23 protein-coding genes are annotated in these 18,502 nt (G+C 66.3%); 10 read left to right on the forward strand and 13 right to left on the reverse strand.

Annotated features, from left to right (window positions below; translation table 11 throughout):
• The first annotated feature begins 30 nt into the window (after nt 1-30).
• Entirely contained in the window at nt 31-1,854 is a 1,824-nt protein-coding gene (locus EJ105_RS02400) for an ABC-F family ATP-binding cassette domain-containing protein (protein WP_250165152.1), read from the forward strand.
• A 6-nt stretch (nt 1,855-1,860) separates the two neighbouring features.
• On the opposite strand, the gene EJ105_RS02405 is transcribed toward EJ105_RS02400, so the two are convergent.
• The 13 genes from EJ105_RS02405 to EJ105_RS02465 all read right to left on the reverse strand — a co-directional run bounded on the left by EJ105_RS02405 (nt 1,861) and on the right by EJ105_RS02465 (nt 9,899).
• Nucleotides 1,861-2,346: a MaoC family dehydratase gene (locus EJ105_RS02405; protein WP_029556933.1), complete on the reverse strand. Its 486-nt coding sequence runs from the start codon at nt 2,344-2,346 to the stop codon at nt 1,861-1,863.
• Nucleotides 2,343-2,807: a MaoC family dehydratase gene (locus EJ105_RS02410; RefSeq protein WP_029556934.1), complete on the reverse strand. Its 465-nt coding sequence runs from the start codon at nt 2,805-2,807 to the stop codon at nt 2,343-2,345. Before EJ105_RS02410 ends, EJ105_RS02405 begins: the two co-directional genes overlap by 4 nt.
• Before the next feature lie 198 nt (nt 2,808-3,005).
• Nucleotides 3,006-3,350, reverse strand: coding sequence for a DUF6968 family protein (locus EJ105_RS02415; RefSeq protein ID WP_250165153.1), 345 nt, complete (start codon nt 3,348-3,350; stop codon nt 3,006-3,008).
• A 25-nt stretch (nt 3,351-3,375) separates the two neighbouring features.
• Nucleotides 3,376-3,708: a DUF6968 family protein gene (locus EJ105_RS02420; RefSeq protein ID WP_250165154.1), complete on the reverse strand. Its 333-nt coding sequence runs from the start codon at nt 3,706-3,708 to the stop codon at nt 3,376-3,378.
• Nucleotides 3,709-3,774: 66 nt separating this feature from the next.
• Nucleotides 3,775-4,107, reverse strand: a complete 333-nt coding sequence (locus EJ105_RS02425) for a DUF6968 family protein (RefSeq protein WP_250165155.1) — start codon at nt 4,105-4,107, stop codon at nt 3,775-3,777.
• Nucleotides 4,108-4,117: 10 nt separating this feature from the next.
• Complete coding sequence (locus EJ105_RS02430; RefSeq protein WP_250165156.1) at nt 4,118-4,510, reverse strand: hypothetical protein; 393 nt, start codon at nt 4,508-4,510, stop codon at nt 4,118-4,120.
• A 68-nt stretch (nt 4,511-4,578) separates the two neighbouring features.
• Nucleotides 4,579-5,052 (reverse strand): MaoC/PaaZ C-terminal domain-containing protein, encoded by a 474-nt coding sequence (locus EJ105_RS02435; protein ID WP_250165157.1) that lies wholly within the window; start codon nt 5,050-5,052, stop codon nt 4,579-4,581.
• A gap of 9 nt (nt 5,053-5,061) precedes the next feature.
• The gene (gene ychF / locus EJ105_RS02440) at nt 5,062-6,162 is read right to left on the reverse strand and encodes a redox-regulated ATPase YchF (protein WP_250165158.1); all 1,101 of its coding nucleotides are present in this window, start codon (nt 6,160-6,162) and stop codon (nt 5,062-5,064) included.
• A 150-nt stretch (nt 6,163-6,312) separates the two neighbouring features.
• A complete protein-coding gene (gene pth / locus EJ105_RS02445) occupies nt 6,313-6,921 on the reverse strand; it encodes an aminoacyl-tRNA hydrolase (RefSeq protein ID WP_250165159.1) in 609 nt (202 codons plus the stop codon).
• 77 nt (nt 6,922-6,998) lie between these two features.
• Entirely contained in the window at nt 6,999-7,601 is a 603-nt protein-coding gene (locus tag EJ105_RS02450) for a 50S ribosomal protein L25/general stress protein Ctc (protein WP_029556941.1), read from the reverse strand.
• Nucleotides 7,602-7,759: 158 nt separating this feature from the next.
• Nucleotides 7,760-7,897 carry a hypothetical protein gene (locus EJ105_RS02455; RefSeq protein WP_155982215.1) on the reverse strand — a complete coding sequence of 46 codons (138 nt, stop codon included), beginning with the start codon at nt 7,895-7,897 and terminating at the stop codon, nt 7,760-7,762.
• 94 nt (nt 7,898-7,991) lie between these two features.
• Nucleotides 7,992-9,119 (reverse strand): zinc-dependent alcohol dehydrogenase family protein, encoded by a 1,128-nt coding sequence (locus EJ105_RS02460; protein WP_250165160.1) that lies wholly within the window; start codon nt 9,117-9,119, stop codon nt 7,992-7,994.
• A 144-nt stretch (nt 9,120-9,263) separates the two neighbouring features.
• Entirely contained in the window at nt 9,264-9,899 is a 636-nt protein-coding gene (locus EJ105_RS02465; RefSeq protein ID WP_029556943.1) for a TetR/AcrR family transcriptional regulator, read from the reverse strand.
• 220 nt (nt 9,900-10,119) lie between these two features.
• Here EJ105_RS02465 and EJ105_RS02470 point away from each other — a divergent pair, with 220 nt between their 5' ends.
• The 9 genes from EJ105_RS02470 (at nt 10,120) to cynS (ending at nt 18,434) form a co-directional block, all read left to right on the forward strand.
• Nucleotides 10,120-10,686, forward strand: coding sequence for an OsmC family protein (locus EJ105_RS02470; RefSeq protein WP_051678987.1), 567 nt, complete (start codon nt 10,120-10,122; stop codon nt 10,684-10,686).
• An 88-nt stretch (nt 10,687-10,774) separates the two neighbouring features.
• Nucleotides 10,775-11,908 carry an acyl-CoA dehydrogenase family protein gene (locus EJ105_RS02475; RefSeq protein ID WP_250165161.1) on the forward strand — a complete coding sequence of 378 codons (1,134 nt, stop codon included), beginning with the start codon at nt 10,775-10,777 and terminating at the stop codon, nt 11,906-11,908.
• Nucleotides 11,909-11,996: 88 nt separating this feature from the next.
• A complete protein-coding gene (locus tag EJ105_RS02480) occupies nt 11,997-12,860 on the forward strand; it encodes a sulfurtransferase (protein ID WP_250165162.1) in 864 nt (287 codons plus the stop codon).
• A gap of 22 nt (nt 12,861-12,882) precedes the next feature.
• Complete coding sequence (locus EJ105_RS02485) at nt 12,883-13,509, forward strand: 2-hydroxychromene-2-carboxylate isomerase (protein ID WP_250165163.1); 627 nt, start codon at nt 12,883-12,885, stop codon at nt 13,507-13,509.
• Nucleotides 13,506-14,684 carry an NAD(P)/FAD-dependent oxidoreductase gene (locus EJ105_RS02490; protein WP_250165164.1) on the forward strand — a complete coding sequence of 393 codons (1,179 nt, stop codon included), beginning with the start codon at nt 13,506-13,508 and terminating at the stop codon, nt 14,682-14,684. Before EJ105_RS02485 ends, EJ105_RS02490 begins: the two co-directional genes overlap by 4 nt.
• A 73-nt stretch (nt 14,685-14,757) precedes the next feature.
• Nucleotides 14,758-16,122, forward strand: coding sequence for a CmpA/NrtA family ABC transporter substrate-binding protein (locus tag EJ105_RS02495; RefSeq protein ID WP_024277351.1), 1,365 nt, complete (start codon nt 14,758-14,760; stop codon nt 16,120-16,122).
• 4 nt (nt 16,123-16,126) lie between these two features.
• Nucleotides 16,127-16,966, forward strand: coding sequence for a nitrate ABC transporter permease (gene ntrB, locus EJ105_RS02500; RefSeq protein WP_024277352.1), 840 nt, complete (start codon nt 16,127-16,129; stop codon nt 16,964-16,966).
• A 5-nt stretch (nt 16,967-16,971) separates the two neighbouring features.
• Nucleotides 16,972-17,907 (forward strand): ABC transporter ATP-binding protein, encoded by a 936-nt coding sequence (locus EJ105_RS02505; protein ID WP_250165165.1) that lies wholly within the window; start codon nt 16,972-16,974, stop codon nt 17,905-17,907.
• Between the two features lie 38 nt (nt 17,908-17,945).
• Nucleotides 17,946-18,434: a cyanase gene (gene cynS, locus EJ105_RS02510; protein ID WP_250165166.1), complete on the forward strand. Its 489-nt coding sequence runs from the start codon at nt 17,946-17,948 to the stop codon at nt 18,432-18,434.
• Nucleotides 18,435-18,502: the final 68 nt, after the last annotated feature.

Raw genomic sequence — 18,502 nt, forward strand, 5'->3', positions numbered from 1 at the left:
TTCCGGACCCAAGGGCTTTAATCCGGCCCCATGGCTCCTCCGCTCGTTCTCCTCCAGGACATCCATCTGCGCTTCGGCGCCACCCCTCTGCTCGACGGCGCGGAGCTTTCCGTGTCGGCGGGCGAGCGGGTGTGCCTCGTCGGTCGCAACGGCTCGGGCAAGTCCACGCTGCTGAAGGTGGCGGCGGGGCTGGTCGAACCGGACTCCGGCACGCGCTTTTTCCAGCCCGGCACCACCGTGCGCTATCTCCAGCAGGAGCCGGACTTTTCCGGCTATGCGACGACGCTCGCCTATGTGGAAGCCGGGCTCGGACCGGGCGACGATGCCTATCGCGCCCAATATCTCCTCACCGAGCTGGGCCTGACAGGACAGGAAGACCCCGCTCACCTCTCCGGCGGCGAGGCCCGCCGGGCCGCTCTGGCGCGCGTGATCGCGCCGGAGCCGGACGTGCTGATGCTGGACGAGCCCACCAACCATCTCGATCTGCCGGCCATCGAATGGCTGGAAAGCGAGCTGAAGGGGCTCAAGTCGGCCATGGTGCTCATCAGCCATGACCGGCGCTTCCTCGAAACCCTCTCGCGCGCCACCGTCTGGCTCGACCGCGGCCAGACCCGGCGGCTGGAGCAGGGCTTCGGCGCGTTCGAAGCCTGGCGCGACGAGGTGCTGGAACAGGAAGAGACCGAGCGCCACAAGCTCGACCGCAAGATCGTCGCGGAGCTGGACTGGTTGCGCTACGGCGTCACCGCCCGCCGCAAGCGCAATGTGCGCCGGCTGGGCCTGCTGCATTCCATGCGCAAGGACCGCCGCGATGAGCGCCGCGCGGTCGGCAACGTCAAGCTGGCGGTGAGCGAGGCGGAGGCGTCCGGCAAGCTCGTCATCGAAGCGAAGCACATCGCCAAGGCCTTCGGCGCGCGGGAGGTGGTGAAGGATTTCTCCACCCGCATCCTGCGTGGCGACCGCATCGGCATCATCGGCCCCAACGGCGCCGGCAAGACCACGCTCATCAAGCTGCTCACCGGCGAGCTTGCCCCCGATTCGGGCACGGTGAAGCTCGGCACCAATCTGGAAGTCGCCAGCCTCGACCAGAAGCGCGCGGCGCTCGATCCCGGCACCACCCTGCGCGATGCCCTCACCGGCGGCGGCTCGGACCAGGTGCAGGTGGGCGGCGTGCCCAAGCATGTGATGGGCTATCTGAAGGACTTCCTCTTCACCCCCGAGCAGGCCAATGCCCCGCTCTCCGTGCTCTCCGGCGGCGAGCGCGGCCGGCTGATGCTGGCGCGCGCGCTGGCGCTGCCCTCCAACGTGCTGGTGCTGGACGAGCCCACCAACGACCTCGACCTCGAAACCCTCGATCTTCTGCAGGAGATGGTGGCCGACTATCCCGGCACCGTCATCCTTGTCAGCCACGATCGTGACTTCCTGGACCGTACCGTCTCCAGCGTCATCATGGCGGAGGGGGACGGGATGTTCCGCGAATATGCTGGCGGCTATTCGGACATGCTGTCCCAGCGCGGCCGGGGCGTGGAGGCACGGGACAAGGGCGCGCCCGCGTCGAAGGCCAAGGCGGGCGAGCCGAAGCCCGAGGCCGGCAAAGGGGCGGCTGCCGCCGGGGCGAAGCGGCGGCTCTCCTTCCATGAGCAGCACGCGCTGAAGACGCTGCCCAAGACCATGGACGACCTGCGCGCCAAGCTGGAGAAGCTCGCCGCCGAGATCGCCGACCCTGCGCTTTATGCCCGCGACCCGGCGCGCTTCGACAAGGCCTCGGCGGCGCTGGCCGAGACGCAGGCGGCCCTCGATGCAGCGGAAGAGGAATGGCTGCGCCTCGAAATCCTGAAAGAGGAACTCGAAGGGTAGGGCGGCTCAGGGGCGGCGCCGCATCAGCACGGTGCTTTCGAAATCGATGACCAGATCCCCGTGCTGGTTCGTTCCTGTATTGTAGGTGCGCAGGAAGCCCCATTGGGGGCGGGACTTGATGTTGATCTTGTCCCGCACCTCGGTGGCGAACGAGATGGTATCTCCCGCATAGACCGGCTTCAGCCAGCGCAGCTTGGTGAAGCCGGAGGCTGGGCCGAAGGAGCCGCCGCCCGGCACGCCTTCCTCGCCGGGCTTCGAGGCTTCCTTGGGCAGCGCCATGTTGGAGGCGACGAAGCACTTCATCCACATGGCGGCCGTGTGCCAGCCGGACGCGACCAGCGCGCCGAACGGACTGCGGCGCGCCGCCTCCGGATCCACATGGAACGGCTGGGGATCATAGAGACGGGCGAAGGCCAGCATCTCCGCCTCGGTGAAGGTGTGGTTGCCCAGCGCGGCGGTGGCGCCCGCCTCGACCTCCTCGAAATACATCATGCGAGGCGCGCTCCCGGGTTGCGGCGGCCGACCATGACCACGCAGGTCTGATCCAACGCCGCGCTCTTGTCGGCCTTCAGAAGCTCGAAGCGGAAGGTCACGAGCCCCATGTCCGGATTGCTCCTGGAGGTGCGGCTCTCCAGCACCGTGCGGCGGAGCGTGAGCACATCGTCGGGGAAGACGGGGGCGAGCCACTTGTTCTCGGGAACGCCGGGCGAGCCCATGCTGGCGGTGCGCAGGAGGAAGCCGTCGCAGACGAGCCGCATCATGATGGCGCACGAATGCCAGCCGGAAGCCGCCAGCCCGCCGAGCAGGGACACCTTGCCCGCCGCCGCATCGAGATGCATGGGCTGGGGATCGAACTCGCGGGCGAAGGCGAGGATCTCCTCCTCCGTCACCTTGTGCGAGCCGAACGTCTTCACCTCACCGATGATGAAATCTTCGAAGAAGATGTCGGGCAAGGCGGCCTCCCTGTCGTTGGAGGCCGATGGAAGGCGAGGATGACGCAAACGTCAAGCTGGGCGTGGGGATATCGGCGCATCAGGCCAGAGCACGATCCGATTAAATTGAATCAATTTGATCGGTGAATCGCCCTCTAATTTAAGGAGTGAGAACGCGTTGTCCGATCAGCTTGCGACGCAAGCTGATCGGCGCGTGCTCTAGAAGGTGGCCTTGTCGCTCCCCACCAGAACGTCACGGATATTCTGGGTGACCGGAAACCCATAACCGCCTTCGCGACCGGGTGAATAGAGCACGCCGTCGTCGTGATACTCGGACACATAGAGGTTCACGCCGACGCACTTCATGGCCAGAATGAGCGCCTGCAAAGCATCCACCCCGTGAACCACCATGCTTTTGGTGCGGTCCGGCCAGTCGATCTCGAAGCGGCAGCCCCAGGACTCGCCGAAGTCCTCCACGAGGTGTTCGGGCTGGTGAAGGCGAATCTCCACCGGCGTGTCGCCGGTCTCTCCCCTGATAAAAAGGGTGTGCGTGAGGATCACCATGGCGGGGCTCCGCGAGGGACTGAAATCAGAAGCTTATCTTGTCGACGCCGATGAGCAGGTCACGCAGGTTGTTCGGGACCGGGAAGCCGTAGCCGTCCTCCTTGTCGTAGGCGCGCAAACTGCCGTCCTCATGATACGGGCTCGTGTAGATCTGGGCGCCGATCATCTGCAGCGTGATGACCAGTGCCTGCAGCGCATCTTCGCCCACGCCATAGCGAACCATTCGGCTCTCGGGCCAGTCGATTTCGAAACTGCATGTCCATGACCCATCCGTCAGGTGAGGCTGATACAGGCGGATTTCGATGGGAACATCGCCCGATGGTCCATTGAGATGTAGAATATGGGTCATAATAAGCATTATAGATTTCCAAAAATCGTCCCTTGCATCTAAACGCGGTTTCGTACGGGGGTATATCAATCGGGATTATAAATAAATCTTGTCAGCGCCGACCAATAGGTCGCGGACGTTTCGGGCGACGGGAAAGCCATAGCCCTCTTCGTTGTCGTAGGCGCGAAGGGCTCCATCGTGATGATAGGTGCTCGTATAGATCTGGATTCCGATCATCTGCAAAGATATCACCAGCGCCTGCAATGCATCTAGGCCGGCGCCGGACATGGTCTTGGTGCCCTCCGGCCAGTCGATTTCGAAAGTGCAGGCCCAGCAGCCGTCCTTGGGTTCTGGCCTGTAAATACGGATTGCGATCGGAATTTCGCCTTCAGGGCGATTGAGATAAAGCGTGTGAGTCAGAATTAACATTTTTATTCTCTCAGAATGGGAGAGGAGGAATCGGTTTTCCGGCTAAACAGAAAGCATATCGCAGGGATGCTTGACCGTGGCATGCTGGATTCTTGATGGCCGTGCAGTACGCCGTGTCTCTCTTGTTCAAGCGTTCGCATTCCGCTTCTGCCGCGGGCGAAATGCGCCGCGCCGCCATCGACACACGTCGCTCCGCACCGGTGGGTTTGGGCCCGGTGCTGCCGTCGCTGCCTCCGGCCCATCTCCCGCCACCCGGCTGGCCGCTGGGGATACGCGGCTGGCTGGGATCATAGCTGCCCTTCAATGCGAGCTTGAGTCGCCATGCTGCGACGTCGAGGTTCAGCCGCCGCGTGAGGCGGCGCAATCGGTCGAGGGCATCCAATTCTGCATCTGTCTGCGACACAGCCGCTCTCCTCCGTCAATCCGAAGGAGACGATATAGGAATATATTCCGATGTGCAACTGCAGCGTGCTAACAGTGGCGCGACTCTCGCGCGTCCGGCGCCAGATGCCTCAGCTCGAAGCGCATCACCTCGGTCCCATCCTCCCGCCGGGCGCTGCCGGTGCGGTGGTAGATGGTCCAGCCGGGGCGGCTGGTGCTGGGGCGGGCGTCGAGGATTTCGGTGAAGAAGGTAATGGTGTCGCGGACGCGGACCGGGGCGAGCCATTTGAGGTCGATGAGACCGAAGCCGACGCCGACAGGTGCGATCACCGCCGCGTGGTCGGGGGGCAGGGCTTCAACCGCCGCGCCATGGGCGCGCACGAACAGGCCCATCCATGTTGAGACCGTGTGCCAGCCCGAGGCGATGAGGGTGCCGAAGGGGGAGGCGGCGGCCGCCTCCGCATCCACATGGAAGGGCTGGGGATCGTAGGCGCGGGCGAAGCGCACGATCTCCTCCGCCGTGAAGGTGAAGCGGCCGAGTAACTGCGGCCCGGCCCCGACCATCACGGAGCCTCAGTTGGCGAAGCGGAAGTGCAGCACGTCGCCGTCGGCGACCACGTAGTCCTTGCCTTCCAGGCGGAAGCGGCCGCCCTCGCGGGCGCCGGCCTCGCCCTTGAACTTCACGTAGTCATCGAAGGCGACGGTCTCGGCGCGGATGAAGCCCTTTTCGAAATCCGTATGGATCACGCCCGCCGCCGCGGGGGCCTTGGTGCCCGCGGTGATGGTCCAGGCGCGCGCCTCCTTCGGACCCACGGTGAAGTAGGTGAGGAGCTGGAGCAATTCGTAGCCGGCGCGGATGACGCGGTTGAGGCCCGGCTCGTCGAGATCGATGGCCTCCAGATATTCCTTCTGCTCGTCCGGGGGCAGCACCGCGATCTCGCTCTCGATCTTGGCCGAGACGACAACGGCCTTGGCGCCTTCCTCGGCGGCGCGCTTGAACACTTCCGCCGAGAGGGCATTGCCCTCCTTGGCCGAGCCTTCCTCGACGTTGCACACGTAAAGCACGGGCTTGGCGGAGAGCAGGCCGAGCTGGTTGAAGAGCTTGCGCTCCTCCGGCTTCACCTCGGCGAGGCGGGCGGGCTTGCCCTCGCGCAGCAGGACCAGGGCGCGCATGACGAGGTCGAGGGTTTCCTTGGCCTCCTTGTCGGTGCCGCCCTTGGCCTTCTTCTCCAGCGCCGTGAGGCGCTTTTCCAGGCTCTCGAGATCGGCGAGCATCAGCTCGGTCTCGATGGTCTCGATGTCGTTGACCGGGGCGATCTTGCCTTCCACATGGGTCACGTCCCCATCCTCGAAGCAGCGCACCACATGGGCGATGGCATCGCACTCGCGGATGTTGGCGAGGAACTGGTTGCCGAGCCCCTCGCCCTTGGAGGCGCCGCGCACCAGGCCGGCAATGTCCACGAAGGTGAGGCGGGTGGGGATGATGGCGCCCGAGCCGGCGATCTCCGCCAGCGTATCGAGGCGCGGATCGGGCACCGCCACGTCACCCACGTTCGGCTCGATGGTGCAGAACGGATAGTTCGCCGCCTGCGCCGCCGCCGTCTGGGTGAGCGCGTTGAAGAGGGTGGACTTGCCCACGTTGGGAAGCCCGACGATGCCGCATTTGAAGCCCATGGACCGCTCAGGAGTTGCACCCGCCCGCCGGTGCGGCTGCAGGATGGAGATAAGGATCAGGCCGCGCTGCGGCCGTTGGGGATCGCATAGCCCCTCGGGCCTCGGGTGCGCAACCCGCCCGGCCAGGGGCGCATGGGCCTAGGCGCGGCCTCAGCCCTTCTCGCCGACCCTTTTCTGCTCGCCGAAGCCCTGGGCTTCGAGAAAGAGGTGGGTGCGGTTCTGGAATTCGTCGGGGCGCTGCTTCACCAGCAGTTCGGCGAAATCGGCGCAGGCGTCGCTCACGGCATCCACCCAGCCCTTTTCGGACTTGGCGAAGTCGTTGAGCACATAGGCATGCACAAGCGCCTTGTCCCCGGGATGGCCGATGCCGAGGCGGATGCGCCAGTAGTCGTTGCCGCACTGGGCGGTGATCGACCGCAGCCCGTTGTGGCCGGCATTGCCGCCGCCCTTCTTGATCCGCACCTTGGCGGGGGGCAGGTCCAGCTCGTCGTGGAAGACGAAGATGTGGTCGAGGGGGATCTTGTAGAAGCGCTGGGCCTCGGCGACGGCCCGGCCGCTCTCGTTCATGAAGGTCTCGGGAAAGAGCGCGATGACCTTCTCGCCGGCAATCTCGCCTTCGGCGGCCGCGGACTGGAAGCGGCGGCGCAGCGGGCCGAGGCGATGGCGGCGGCAGATGGTGTCGAGCGCCATGAAGCCGACATTGTGCCGGTTGCCGGCATATTTCGGGCCGGGATTGCCGAGCCCTGCGAACAGGAACATGAGGCGGATCTCCGGCCCGGAAAACGGGGCGCCGCGGCTTCAGGAAAGCGCGGCGCCCGGGATGGTCAGCGATCCGCTCAGGCCTTGGGCTCTTCCGCCGCCGGCTCCTCTTCGCCGCCCACGGGGGCGACGATGGTGGCGAGGGTGTCGTCGCCCTGGCCGACCCAGGTCACGCCCGCGGGGAGCTTCTGGGAGGACAGGTGGAACGCGTCACCATAGGCGGCGCCGGTGAGGTCGACCTCGATGGCTTCCGGGATGGATTCGGCCGGGCATTCCAGCTCGACGGTGTGGGCGACCACGTTCAGGGTGCCGCCGGACTTGAGCGCCGGGGAGGCCTCCTGCTTCACGAAGTGCACAGGCACTTCCACCGTCACGGTCGCGCCCTTGGAGACGCGCAGGAAGTCCACGTGAACGGGGAAGTCCTTCACCACGTCCAGCTGGTAGTCACGCGGGATGACGCGGTGCTTGGTGCCGTCCACGTCCACCTCGAACAGGGTGGTGAGGAAGTGGCCGGCATAGATGATCTTGTTGATCTCGATGAAGTCGAGCGAGATCGTGATGGGGTCCTGCTTCTCGCCGTAGATCACGGCGGGCACACGCCCGGCGCGGCGCTCGGCACGGGCGGCCCCCTTGCCGGCCCGCGGGCGCGCCACAGCCTTCAGTTCCTTGATGGCAGTCATGGCACTTGTCCTGATTTCGAGTTTCCATCGCCGCATCCGTATGGACGCGCGATTTCGCCCTGCGGCACGCCTCCAGGGGGGCGCATGCCGAAAGCGAAGGCGCGCTTATAGCGGCGGAGCCCCGCCGATGCAAGGAAGCGGCGCGGTAAAAGGGGGTATCAGCGCGGCGTCGCGGACTGACAGGCGCCGGGCTTGCCCACCGGCGTGCCCTGGCCGAACCAGTTGCCGCACTTGTCGCAGCCGGAAACGGCGATGGCCAGCGCGGCAACGGCGGCGAGACGGATGGCGACGCGCATGACTTCTCCTCGGGAACCCGCGGCAGATTAGGCGATCCACCGGGGAAGGGAAGGGGCCGCGCCGCCGCGGCCCCGATGCGCGTCCTTCCCGGCCTCAGTAGACGATGACGTGCCGTACCACTTCGCCACGGTCGAGGCGGTCGAAATTCTCGTTGATGGTGTCGAGCGGCCCGGTGGAGGAGAGCAGGCGGTTCACCGGCAGCTTGCCGCGCTTGTAGAGCGCCATGAAGCGCGGGATGTCGCGCGGGGGCACGCAGCTGCCCATGTAGCTGCCCTTGATGGTGCGCTCCTCGGCGACGAGGTGCACCGGCGGCAGCGAGATACGAGCGTTGGGATTGGCGAGGCCGCCCGTGGTGGTGGTGCCGCCCCGGCGGGTGATCTTGTAGGCCAGCTCGAAGGCGGGCGCAGAGCCGGCCATCTCGATGGCGTGGTCCACGCCGCCGCGGGTCGCCTCCTTCACCGCCTCCACAATGTCCGGATCGCTGGCGAGGAAGGTGTCGGTGGCGCCGATCTGGCGGGCGAGGTCGAGCTTCTGGGGGGAAAGGTCGAGGGCGACGATCTGGTCGGCACCCGCCGCCACCGCGCCCATCACCGCCGAGAGGCCGACGCCGCCGAGGCCGACCACGGCGACGCTCTGGCCCGGCCGCACGCCGGCGGTGTTCACCACCGTGCCGACGCCGGTCATCACCGCGCAGCCGAACAGGGCGGCGTCGATGAGCGACATCTCCTTGTCGATCTTGATGATGGAGCGGCGCGAGACCACCGCATACTCGCCGTAACCGGCGATGCCGCACAAATGGTAGGCTTCGGTACCGTCATCGCATGTCAGCCGCCGACCGCCGCCGAGCAAGGTGCCGGCACCGTTCGCCGCCTGTCCCGGTCCGCACAACTGGGCGCGGCCTTCCATGCAGGACGGGCAGGTGCCGCAGGTGGGCACGAAGCTCATCACCACATGGTCGCCGGCGCTGAGATCGTCCACGCCCGGACCGGTCTCCACCACCACGCCCGCCGCCTCGTGGCCGAGCACCATGGGAAGCTGGCGCGGCCGGTCGCCGTTGATGACGGACAGATCAGAATGGCACAGCCCCGCCGCCGCCACCTTGATGAGCACCTCGCCGGCCTGGGGCGGCGCGAGCTGAACCGTTTCAATGGAGAGCGGGCGCGTGTCCGCATAGGGCTTGTTGACCGGAGACGTGCGCAGGACGGCGGCGCGGATCTGCATCTTTTCCTCCCGATGCTGTTACCGCGTTTTCGGACGCCGTGGGGCAGAGCGTCAAGCGCGGGAGACTGCGCATTTCGCAGGGGGAGCAAGCCGTCTCCCGCTCTGGACGCATGGAGCGTGAGCGGGAAGGCGAAGGGGCGTCCGTCAGGCCGCTTCGGCCGCCATGCCGGACAGCAGCAGGTCTGCGGTTTGACCCGCCAGCAGGGCGACGTTGGCGTCCTTGGTGATCATGGCGGCGACGATGGCGCCGTCGATCAGGACACCCAATTGGTGGGCCGCCCCGTTGGGATCGCGCGCTCCGGCCTCGGCGGCGAGGCGGGTGATGGTTTCCAGCACCACCTTCTTGTGGGCGAGGGCGATCTGGCGCATCCGGTCGTCCGCCTTGTCGTGTTCGGCCACCGCATTGATGAAGGGGCAGCCGAAGAAGCGGGCGTCGCCGAACCATTCGCGGAGCACGGGGAAGATGCGGCGCAGGCGCACCTGTGCGGTTGCCTCGCCTTTCAGCAGTTCGCCGAGAAACCAGTCGCGCCACGCCGCGCCCTCGCGCTCCAGCACTGCCTCCACCAGCCGCTCCTTGGAGCCGAACGACTTGTAGAGGGTCGCCTTGGCCGTTGCCGCCTCGGCAACCACAGCGTCCACGCCCACCGCATTGATGCCGTGCTGGCAGAACAGGCGCGTCGCGGCCTGAAGGATGCGCTCGCGGGCCTTCGGCTCCGCCTCGCCCGCGTCCGGGGCGGCGTGGGGATTGGCCTTGGGGCGGCTTGCCTTCGTTTGCTGCATCGCTTCTCACCAATGTGCTGCTTTCGCGTGCACTCAGACAGACCTGTCTGTTTTCTACAGGCACGAACCGTGCCGGACAAGCCGCGTCCACTTTTCCCACAGCTCCTTATTTCTCATAAGGAATCGCAGGTCTCCTCCAGTCCGTCTCTTCCCTCGGTGGATCTGGCATGGTGCGTGCATAAGACAGACCGGTCTGTCTACACGACCCAAGGAGATCCTGATGACTGCGCCCCAGACCGCACTGACCGGCTGCCTCGCGCCAGAAGCGACCACGGGCTGCCTTGCGCCCATCGACAAGGAAGGCCTCGCCAAGCTGATCGCGGCCGGCAAGGCGGACCCCAAGGTCATCAAAACCCTGAAGTGCAAGACCGTCGCCGAAGGCCGCTTCCGCCACGCGAACTACATCCGCAATCTCGAGCCCTACATCGTTGACGAGCCCCCGGGCCTGCTCGGCGACGACACGGCGCCGAACCCCTCCGAAGCGTCGCTGGCCGCGCTCGGCTCCTGCCTCGCCGTCGGCCTCCACGCCAATGCGGTGCATCGCGGCTGGACCGTCCGCAAGCTGGAGCTGCAGCTCGAGGGCGACCTCAACATCACCGCCGTGTGGGGTACGGGCGACGTCAGCGAGAAGCCGGTCGGCTTCACCGACGTGCGCGTGAAGGTCGACATGGAGTGCGACGGCGTGCCGAAGGAGGAGGTCGAGGCGCTCATCTCCCACGTCACCAAGTGGTCGCCCGTGGCCAACACCTTCGTGCGTCCGGTGAACCTGGAGGTGGCGCTGGGCTGACCGGCGCCGACCGACCGGCCGCTTTCGGCCGCATCCCTGCCCGGCAACGGCCGGGCAGGCTCCCGCCCTCTTCCCGTTGAGGATCGCCATGTCGCTGCCTGTGTCGCACGTCGCCGTCACTGCCTTGTCGCCGCATGACCCTGCTGCGGTCGATCTCGATGCCGGCATCGCCCTCGACGAGATCGGCAAGATCGCGCGGACCGATCTGTCCGCCTGGGCGCGGGCCATCGACGAGGGCACCTATCCCGCAACGCTGCTGCATCGCTTCGCCGACGCCGGAGCCTTCCGCCTGCATCTGTCGCAGGGCCACCGGCTGAGCAATGCCATCGAGGGCATGTCGCGCATGTCCGAGGTCTGCGCCGCCACGGGCTTCATGGCCTGGTGTCAGAACACGCTGGTCTGGTACCTCATCAATTCCGAGAATGAGGCGCCCCGCGCCAAATATCTCGCCGCCGTCGCCACGGGTCACGTGCTCGGCGGGACCGCTTTGTCCAATCCCATGAAGTCCTTCTTCGGCATCGAGGCGCTGAAGCTGAAGGGCACGCGGGTGGAGGGCGGTTACAAGGTGAAGGGCATTCTGCCCTGGGTGTCCAACCTCGGCCCCGACCATTTCTTCGGCTGCATCTTCGCCGTGGACGGCGCCGCGCCTGTCATGGCGATCATCGACTGCGCCGAGCCGGCCGTGACGCTGAAGCCCTGCGAGCCGTTCCTCGGCATGGACGGCACCGGCACCTACGCCGTGCAGGTGCGCGACCTGTTCATCCCCGACGAGATGGTGCTGGCCCACGATGCCATGTCGTTCGTGAAGAAGATGCGGGCCGGCTTCATCCTGCTGCAGGCCGGCATGGCCTTCGGCCTCATCCGTGACTGCATCGCCATGATGCGCGAGGTGGAGGAGCCCCTCGGTCACGTGAACCGCTATCTCGACGTCCAGCCCGACCAGCTTTGCGAGACGCTGGCGGCCATGGAAGCGGAGGTGAACGCCCTCGCCGAAACGCCGTTCGACGAGAGCCCGGACTACTGGCGCCGCGTCGTCTCCGCCCGCCTGCTCGCCGGCGAGAAGAGCGTCGAAGCCGCCCACAACGCCATGCTCCATTGCGGCGCCCGCGGCTATGTGCGCGCCTCCCGCTGCCAGCGGCGCCTGCGCGAGGCCTATTTCGTCGCCATCGTCACGCCGGCCACCAAGCAGCTGAAGCTGATGCTGGACCAGATGCCGGCCTGAGGCCGGCCGCCCGTTTCAAAACATGAGGGGCAAAAGCCCCCGGTGCCTTCCGAAAGAGTGTCCTCCCGACCCGCAAGAGGGGATCACCATGAGCGCAATCCTGATTTCGCCGTCCGATCTTTCGACCCTCATCCTGTCTGAACCCACCGTCGTCATCGATACCCGTGACCCCGCGAGCTACGCCGCCGGCCACATTCCCGGGGCGGTGAACCTGCACGAGATCTTCACCTTCCTCGCCACCTCGACCCCCGAGGGCTACGCCGAGCTTCGGCAGAAGTTCGCCGATGCCTTCGGCAAGGCCGGCCTCTCCGGCACCGAGACGGCGGTGATCTACGAGCAGTCCATGAATTCCGGCTTCGGCCAGTCCTGCCGCGGCTATTTCCTGCTCACCTTCCTCGGCTATCCCAAGGTGAAGGTGCTGCATGGCGGGTTCGCCGCCTGGACGGCCGCTAGCCTTCCCGTCTCCACCGACGTGCCCGAGCCCAAGGCCACCACTTTCCCGGTGGACCCGGCGGCCGGGGAACTCATCATCGACGCCGCCGCCATGCTGAAGGCGGTGGAAGACCCGGCCGTCGCCAAGCTCGACGTGCGGGACGTGGACGAGTGGATCGGCGAAAGCTCGTCGCCCTATGGCAAGGACTTCTGCCCCCGCAAGGGGCGGATCCCCGGCGCCAAATGGATCGAGTGGTACCGCATGATGAAGCCGACCGCCGAGGGGCCGCGCTTCAAGTCGTCCGCCGAGATCCTCGCCGAGTGCGCCACCGTGGGCATTTCGCCCGAAACCCCCGTCTATCTCTACTGCTTCAAAGGGGCGCGGGCCTCCAACACCTTCCTCGCGCTGAAAGAGGCGGGGGTGAAGGACGTGAAGATGTATTTTGGCTCCTGGAACGAGTGGTCGCGCGATCCGTCCCTGCCCATCGAGGAGGGGCACCCGGCCGCGGCCCTCGGCTGAACCGAGCCAAAGGAGCCCCGCCGTGCCCGAGATCATCTGCTATTTCAGCCCCCAGTCCGGCTATGCCTATCTGGGGCACGGCCGCCTGCGCGAGATCGCGCGCGCGGCGGGCGCCGACATTCTGTGGCGTCCCGTCGACATCCTGAAGGTCTTCGCCGAGGGCGGGTCCACCGCCCCGGCGAAGCAGTCGCCCCAGCGCAACGCCTATCGTAAGCAGGACATCGTGCGTTGGGCCAAGGTGCGCGGCATCTCCATCAATACCGAGCCGAAGTTCTGGCCCACGGATACGCTTCCCGCGTGTCGTCTCATCGCGGCGGCGCAGATCGAGGGCATCGACCCCGCCGACCTCATCGGCGCCTGCCTCTCCGCCGTGTGGGCGCGGGACATCCAGATTTCCGAGCGGGACAGTCTCGTCCGCCTCGCCAATGAGGTGGGGCTGGATGGTGAGAAGCTCGCCACCCTCTCCGACAGCGTGGAGGCGGCCGACAAGATCGCGCGCAACACCGCCGCAGCCATCGAGGCGGGCGTGTTCGGCTCGCCCACCTATTTCGTGAACGGCGAGATGTATTTCGGCCAGGACCGGCTGCTGTTCGTCGCCGCCGCGCTGGGCGTCGCGCAGGAACCGGTGGCGCAGGAGCATCTGTCGTGAGCGCGCCGCTCGTCATCATTGGGGCCGGGCAGGCGGCGGCGCAGGCCGTCACCTCCCTCAAGGCCGAGGGCTATGGCAAGCCCATCATCGTCATCGGCGACGAGCCCTATCTGCCCTACCAGCGCCCGCCGCTCTCCAAGGCCTATCTCGGCGGCGAGATGACCGAAGATCGGCTGGAGCTGAAGGCGCCCGCCTTCTACGCCGATGCGGGCGCCGAGATGCGCCTCTCCACCCTCGTCGCCCGCATCTTGCCTGTGGGCAAGGAGGTGGAGCTTTTCGATGGCACCCGCCTCGCCTACGGCGCGCTGCTGATCGCCACCGGCACCCGCGCCCGCGCGCTGCCTGTGCCGGGGGCGGAACTGCCGGGCGTGTTTTCCATCCGCAGCATCGACGATGTGAAGCACTTCCGCGCCGCTGCGCTTGCGGGCGCGCGGCTGGTGATTATCGGGGGCGGCTATATCGGGCTGGAGACGGCGGCCAAGGCGAAGACGCTGGGGCTCGATGTCACCGTGGTGGAAGGCGCACCGCGTCTTCTCGCCCGCGTCGCCTGCACCACCATCTCCGATTTCGCGCGTGACCTGCACGAGGGCCACGGCATCACCATCCTCACCGGCACCGGCGTCGCCCGCATTCTGGGCACGGATGGCGTGACGGGCGTGGAACTCGCCGACGGACGGGTGCTGCCGGCCGATCTCGTGCTCTCCGCCGTGGGCGCGGTGCCCAATGGCGAAATTGCCGCCGATGCCGGCCTCGTCATGGAGAACGGCATCCGGGTGGACGAGGCGACCCGCACCAGCGTGCCCGACATCTACGCTGCCGGAGATGTGGCCAATTTCCCAAGCAAGCTCTACGGCCGGCGGGTTCGCCTCGAATCCGTGCAGAATGCGATCGATCAGGCCAAGGTTGCCGCAAAAGCAATCAGCGGTGGGACAGTTGCATACGATCCGGTCCCCTGGTTCTGGTCCGATCAGTATGATGTGAAGCTGCAGATCGTCGGCCTTCTCGACGGGCACGACCGCACCGAATGCGAGGGCGACGTCGCCGCCGGACGCTTCTGCGTCAGGTACTTCGCGGGGGATCGCCTCGTCGCGGTCGCCTCCGTCAACGATCCGAAAAGCCACATGCTGGCGCGCAAGGCGCTCGCCACCCCGCCGCCCGTCCCCGTTCCCGGGTGAGCGTGGCACGGGCATTGCCCTATCCCAGCGTCACGTTCGTCCGGTCCATCGCAAGCCCTCACGGAGAGCCCTGATGTCGATGTTTTCCAACCCGTTCTCGCTGAAGTCCACGCTGCGCCGCTGCCTGTGCGGGCGGCACGCGAGCGCGGAGGAACATGCGGCGGCGGAGCGGGCGGCGACGCTCTCCGATGAGGCGCGCTACAAGGAGGTGGTCGCCTCCGGCCTCATGCGGGCGCTGTTCCCGAACGACCTGAAGCGCCGCGCCTTCCTCAAGGCCGTGGGCACCTCCACCGCGGCGGCAGCCCTCGCCACCTTCTTCCCGCTGGATGTCGCCACCGAAGCCTTCGCCCAGACCGGCAAGCCGGAGAAGACGGACCTCAAGGTGGGCTTCATCCCCATCACCTGCGCCACGCCGATCATCATGGCCCATCCCATGGGCTTCTACACCAAGCACGGCCTGAACGTGGAGGTGGTGAAGACCGCCGGCTGGGCGGTGGTGCGCGACAAGACCATCAACAAGGAATACGACGCCGCCCACATGCTGGCGCCCATGCCGCTGGCCATCTCGCAGGGGCTTGGCTCGAACCCGATCCCGTTCGTCGCGGCGGCCATCGAGAATATCAACGGCCAGTCCTTCACGCTGGGCATCAAGCACAAGGACAAGATGGATGTGAAGTCGTGGAAGGGGATGAAGCTCGCCATTCCCTACGACTTCTCCATGCACAACTATCTGCTGCGCTACCTGCTGGCCGAGAACGGCATCGATCCGGATACCGACGTTCAGCTGCGCGTGGTGCCGCCGCCGGAGATGGTGGCGAACCTCAGGGCAGAGAACATCGACGGCTTCCTCGCCCCGGACAACGTGGCCCAGCGCGCGGTGTTCGACGGCGTCGGCTTCATCCACTCCTTGTCCAAGACCATGTGGGACGGGCACCCCTGCTGTTCCTTCGCGGCCAGCAAGGAATTCATCTCCACCATGCCGAATACTTACGCGGCACTGCTGCGGGCCATCGTGGATGCCACCGGCTATGCCTCCAAGGCCGAGAACCGCAAGGCCATCGCCGAGGCCATCGCGCCGGCCGCCTATCTTAACGCGCCGCCGATCGTGCTGGAGCAGGTGCTGGTGGGCAAGTATGCGGACGGGCTCGGCAACATCAAGGACGACCCCAAGCGCGTCGATTTCGATCCTTTCCCGTGGGATTCCTTCGCAGTGTGGATGCTGACCCAGATGAAGCGCTGGGGGCAGGTGAAGGGTGACGTGGACTACACCAAGGTCGCCAACGAGGTCTTCCTCGCCACCGACGCCGCGAAGGTGATGAAGGAGATGGGCCTCACCCCGCCCGCCACCACGATGAAGTCGTTCTCGGTGATGGGGAAGGTGTTCGATCCCGCAAAGCCCGCCGAATACGTCAATTCCTTCGCCATCAAGCGGAGCTGAGGGGATGAAGAGCCTCGGCGTGCGCGCCGGCCTCCTCTCGGTGCTGATGTTCGTCGCCTTCTGCGCGCTATGGCAGATCGCCGTCACCCCGAGCGCGAGTTCGGGGCCGGCGCTCGATCCCGAATATGCCAAGCTGATGGGCATCGCCACGGAGGGCGCCAAGTCCGCCATGCCCGGGCCGCTCGATGTGGCGGGCAAGCTCTGGGACAACCTGAAGCGGCCGTTCTACGACAACGGCCCCAACGACAAGGGCCTCGGCCTCCAGCTCCTCTATTCCATCGGCCGTGTGTTCATCGGCTATGGATTGGCGGTGCTGGTGGCGGTGCCCATCGGCTTCCTCATCGGCATGTCGCCGCTGGCCTACCGGGCGCTCGATCCCTTCATCCAGGTGCTCAAGCCCATCTCGCCCTTGGCCTGGATGCCGCTCGCCCTCTACACCATCAAGGATTCCTCCCTCTCGGCCATCTTCGTCATCTTCATCTGCTCGGTCTGGCCCATGCTCATCAACACCGCCTTCGGTGTCGGGGCGGTGCGCAAGGAGTGGCTGAACGTGGCGCGCACGCTGGAGGTGGGGCCGTGGCGGCGCGCCTTCACCGTGATCCTGCCGGCGGCGGCGCCCACCATCCTCACCGGCATGCGCATCTCCATCGGCATCGCCTGGCTGGTTATCGTGGCGGCGGAGATGCTCGTGGGCGGAACCGGCATCGGCTACTTCGTCTGGAACGAGTGGAACAACCTCTCCATCGCCAATGTGATCGTGGGGATCCTGCTCATCGGCGTCGTCGGCATGGCGCTCGACCTCATTCTCGCGCGCCTGCAGAAGCGCGTGACGTTTCCGGAGTGAGGGCCATGGCGAACCCCAGGACCGAGAGCGATCCCAAATTCATCTCCATCGAGGGCATCGCCCGGCGCTATCCGGCGGCGGGTGGCGGCTCCACCACCATCTTCGAGGATCTCTGGCTTCCCGTGGCGCGGGGCGAGTTCGTCTGCATCATCGGCCATTCCGGCTGCGGCAAGACGAGCGTGCTCAATATCCTCGCCGGGCTTGAGGAGCCTTCGGACGGCGTGGTGGTGGTGGACGGGCAGGCCATTTCCGGCCCGAGCCTCGACCGCGCGGTGATCTTCCAGGGCCATGCGCTGCTCCCCTGGAAGAGCGTCATCGGCAATGTGGGCTATGCCGTCTCTTCCCGCTGGCGCAAGGCGGGTCGGGCGGAGGTGGAGGCGCGGGCGCGCCGCTTCATCGATCTCGTCGGCCTCAAGGGCAACGAGCTGAAGCGACCGGCCGAACTCTCCGGCGGCATGCGCCAGCGCGTGGGCATCGCCCGCGCGCTGTCCATCGAGCCGAAGATACTGCTCATGGACGAGCCCTTCTCCGCGCTCGACGCGCTCACCCGCGGCACATTGCAGGACGAGGTGCGCCGCATCTGCAAGTCCACCGGTCAGACGGTCGTCATGATCACCCACGACGTGGACGAGGCCATCTACCTCGCCGACAAGATCGTCCTGATGACCAATGGTCCGGAGGCGATGATCGCCGAGGTGGTCGAGAACCCGCTGCCCATGGAGCGCGCCCGCGACAGCATCCATCGCGAAGAGGATTACTACGCGGTGCGCAACCACCTGGTGGACTTCCTCGTCTCCCGCAGCCGGACCTTCAAGACCGAGATGCCGGCCGGCTACGACCGCCGCCACCCGCCCGTGGTGCGTCTCGGCCGCCAGCCGAAGCCCGAGCCGGCGCCGGCCAACACCATTCCCTTCCCCGCCATCGCCCATGCGCGGGACTGACGGACCTTCGACCGAACTCAAGCGGAGACCATAAGAAGATGAAGCGCGAGCAACTGACCGAGAAGCTTCTCGACATCAAGCGCGAGAAGGGTTGGACCTGGAAATACATCTGCGACGAGATCGGCGGCATGTCGCCGGTGCTCGTCGTCGGCGCGCTGCTGGGCCAGATGAAGCTGGTGAAGCCGCTGGCGAAGAAGGCCGCGGATCTGTTCGGTCTTTCCGAGGTGGAAGAGCGGATGCTGAACGAGGTGCCCATGCGCGGCGCCGGCACGCCCATGCCCCCCACCGATCCGCTGATCTACCGCTTCTACGAGCTGGTGATGGTCAACGGCCCGGCCTGGAAGGCGCTGATCGAGGAGGAGTTCGGCGACGGCATCATGTCCGCCATCGACTTCAACATGGAGATGGTGCGCGAGCCGAACCCCAAGGGCGACCGGGTGCAGATCACCATGTCCGGCAAATTCCTGCCCTACAAATATTACGGCAACGAGCAGGGCATCCCCGATTACGGCTTCAAGGAAAGCTGAGCCGGCCCTCCGCCGCTTGGCCAAAGAAAAACCCCGCCGGGCGACCGGCGGGGTTTTTTGTTTCGGTC

The sequence above is a fragment of the Xanthobacter aminoxidans genome (assembly GCF_023571765.1).
GTDB lineage: Bacteria > Pseudomonadota > Alphaproteobacteria > Rhizobiales > Xanthobacteraceae > Xanthobacter > Xanthobacter aminoxidans.

Bases quoted from the DNA above. Each gene is read 5' to 3' on its own strand.
- EJ105_RS02435 (WP_250165157.1), bottom strand. From the start codon at position 5,052: ATGGTCGGGGCCGGGCCGCAGTTACTCGGCCGCTTCACCTTCACGGCG.
- EJ105_RS02475 (WP_250165161.1), top strand. From the start codon at position 10,775: ATGTCGCTGCCTGTGTCGCACGTCGCCGTCACTGCCTTGTCGCCGCAT.
- EJ105_RS02425 (WP_250165155.1), bottom strand. From the start codon at position 4,107: ATGTTAATTCTGACTCACACGCTTTATCTCAATCGCCCTGAAGGCGAA.
- EJ105_RS02470 (WP_051678987.1), top strand. From the start codon at position 10,120: ATGACTGCGCCCCAGACCGCACTGACCGGCTGCCTCGCGCCAGAAGCG.
- EJ105_RS02465 (WP_029556943.1), bottom strand. From the start codon at position 9,899: ATGCAGCAAACGAAGGCAAGCCGCCCCAAGGCCAATCCCCACGCCGCC.
- EJ105_RS02460 (WP_250165160.1), bottom strand. From the start codon at position 9,119: ATGCAGATCCGCGCCGCCGTCCTGCGCACGTCTCCGGTCAACAAGCCC.
- EJ105_RS02420 (WP_250165154.1), bottom strand. From the start codon at position 3,708: ATGCTTATTATGACCCATATTCTACATCTCAATGGACCATCGGGCGAT.
- EJ105_RS02505 (WP_250165165.1), top strand. From the start codon at position 16,972: ATGGCGAACCCCAGGACCGAGAGCGATCCCAAATTCATCTCCATCGAG.
- EJ105_RS02455 (WP_155982215.1), bottom strand. From the start codon at position 7,897: ATGCGCGTCGCCATCCGTCTCGCCGCCGTTGCCGCGCTGGCCATCGCC.
- pth (WP_250165159.1), bottom strand. From the start codon at position 6,921: ATGTTCCTGTTCGCAGGGCTCGGCAATCCCGGCCCGAAATATGCCGGC.
- EJ105_RS02400 (WP_250165152.1), top strand. From the start codon at position 31: ATGGCTCCTCCGCTCGTTCTCCTCCAGGACATCCATCTGCGCTTCGGC.
- EJ105_RS02495 (WP_024277351.1), top strand. From the start codon at position 14,758: ATGTCGATGTTTTCCAACCCGTTCTCGCTGAAGTCCACGCTGCGCCGC.
- ntrB (WP_024277352.1), top strand. From the start codon at position 16,127: ATGAAGAGCCTCGGCGTGCGCGCCGGCCTCCTCTCGGTGCTGATGTTC.
- EJ105_RS02405 (WP_029556933.1), bottom strand. From the start codon at position 2,346: ATGATGTATTTCGAGGAGGTCGAGGCGGGCGCCACCGCCGCGCTGGGC.
- EJ105_RS02415 (WP_250165153.1), bottom strand. From the start codon at position 3,350: ATGGTGATCCTCACGCACACCCTTTTTATCAGGGGAGAGACCGGCGAC.
- ychF (WP_250165158.1), bottom strand. From the start codon at position 6,162: ATGGGCTTCAAATGCGGCATCGTCGGGCTTCCCAACGTGGGCAAGTCC.
- EJ105_RS02480 (WP_250165162.1), top strand. From the start codon at position 11,997: ATGAGCGCAATCCTGATTTCGCCGTCCGATCTTTCGACCCTCATCCTG.
- EJ105_RS02450 (WP_029556941.1), bottom strand. From the start codon at position 7,601: ATGACTGCCATCAAGGAACTGAAGGCTGTGGCGCGCCCGCGGGCCGGC.
- cynS (WP_250165166.1), top strand. From the start codon at position 17,946: ATGAAGCGCGAGCAACTGACCGAGAAGCTTCTCGACATCAAGCGCGAG.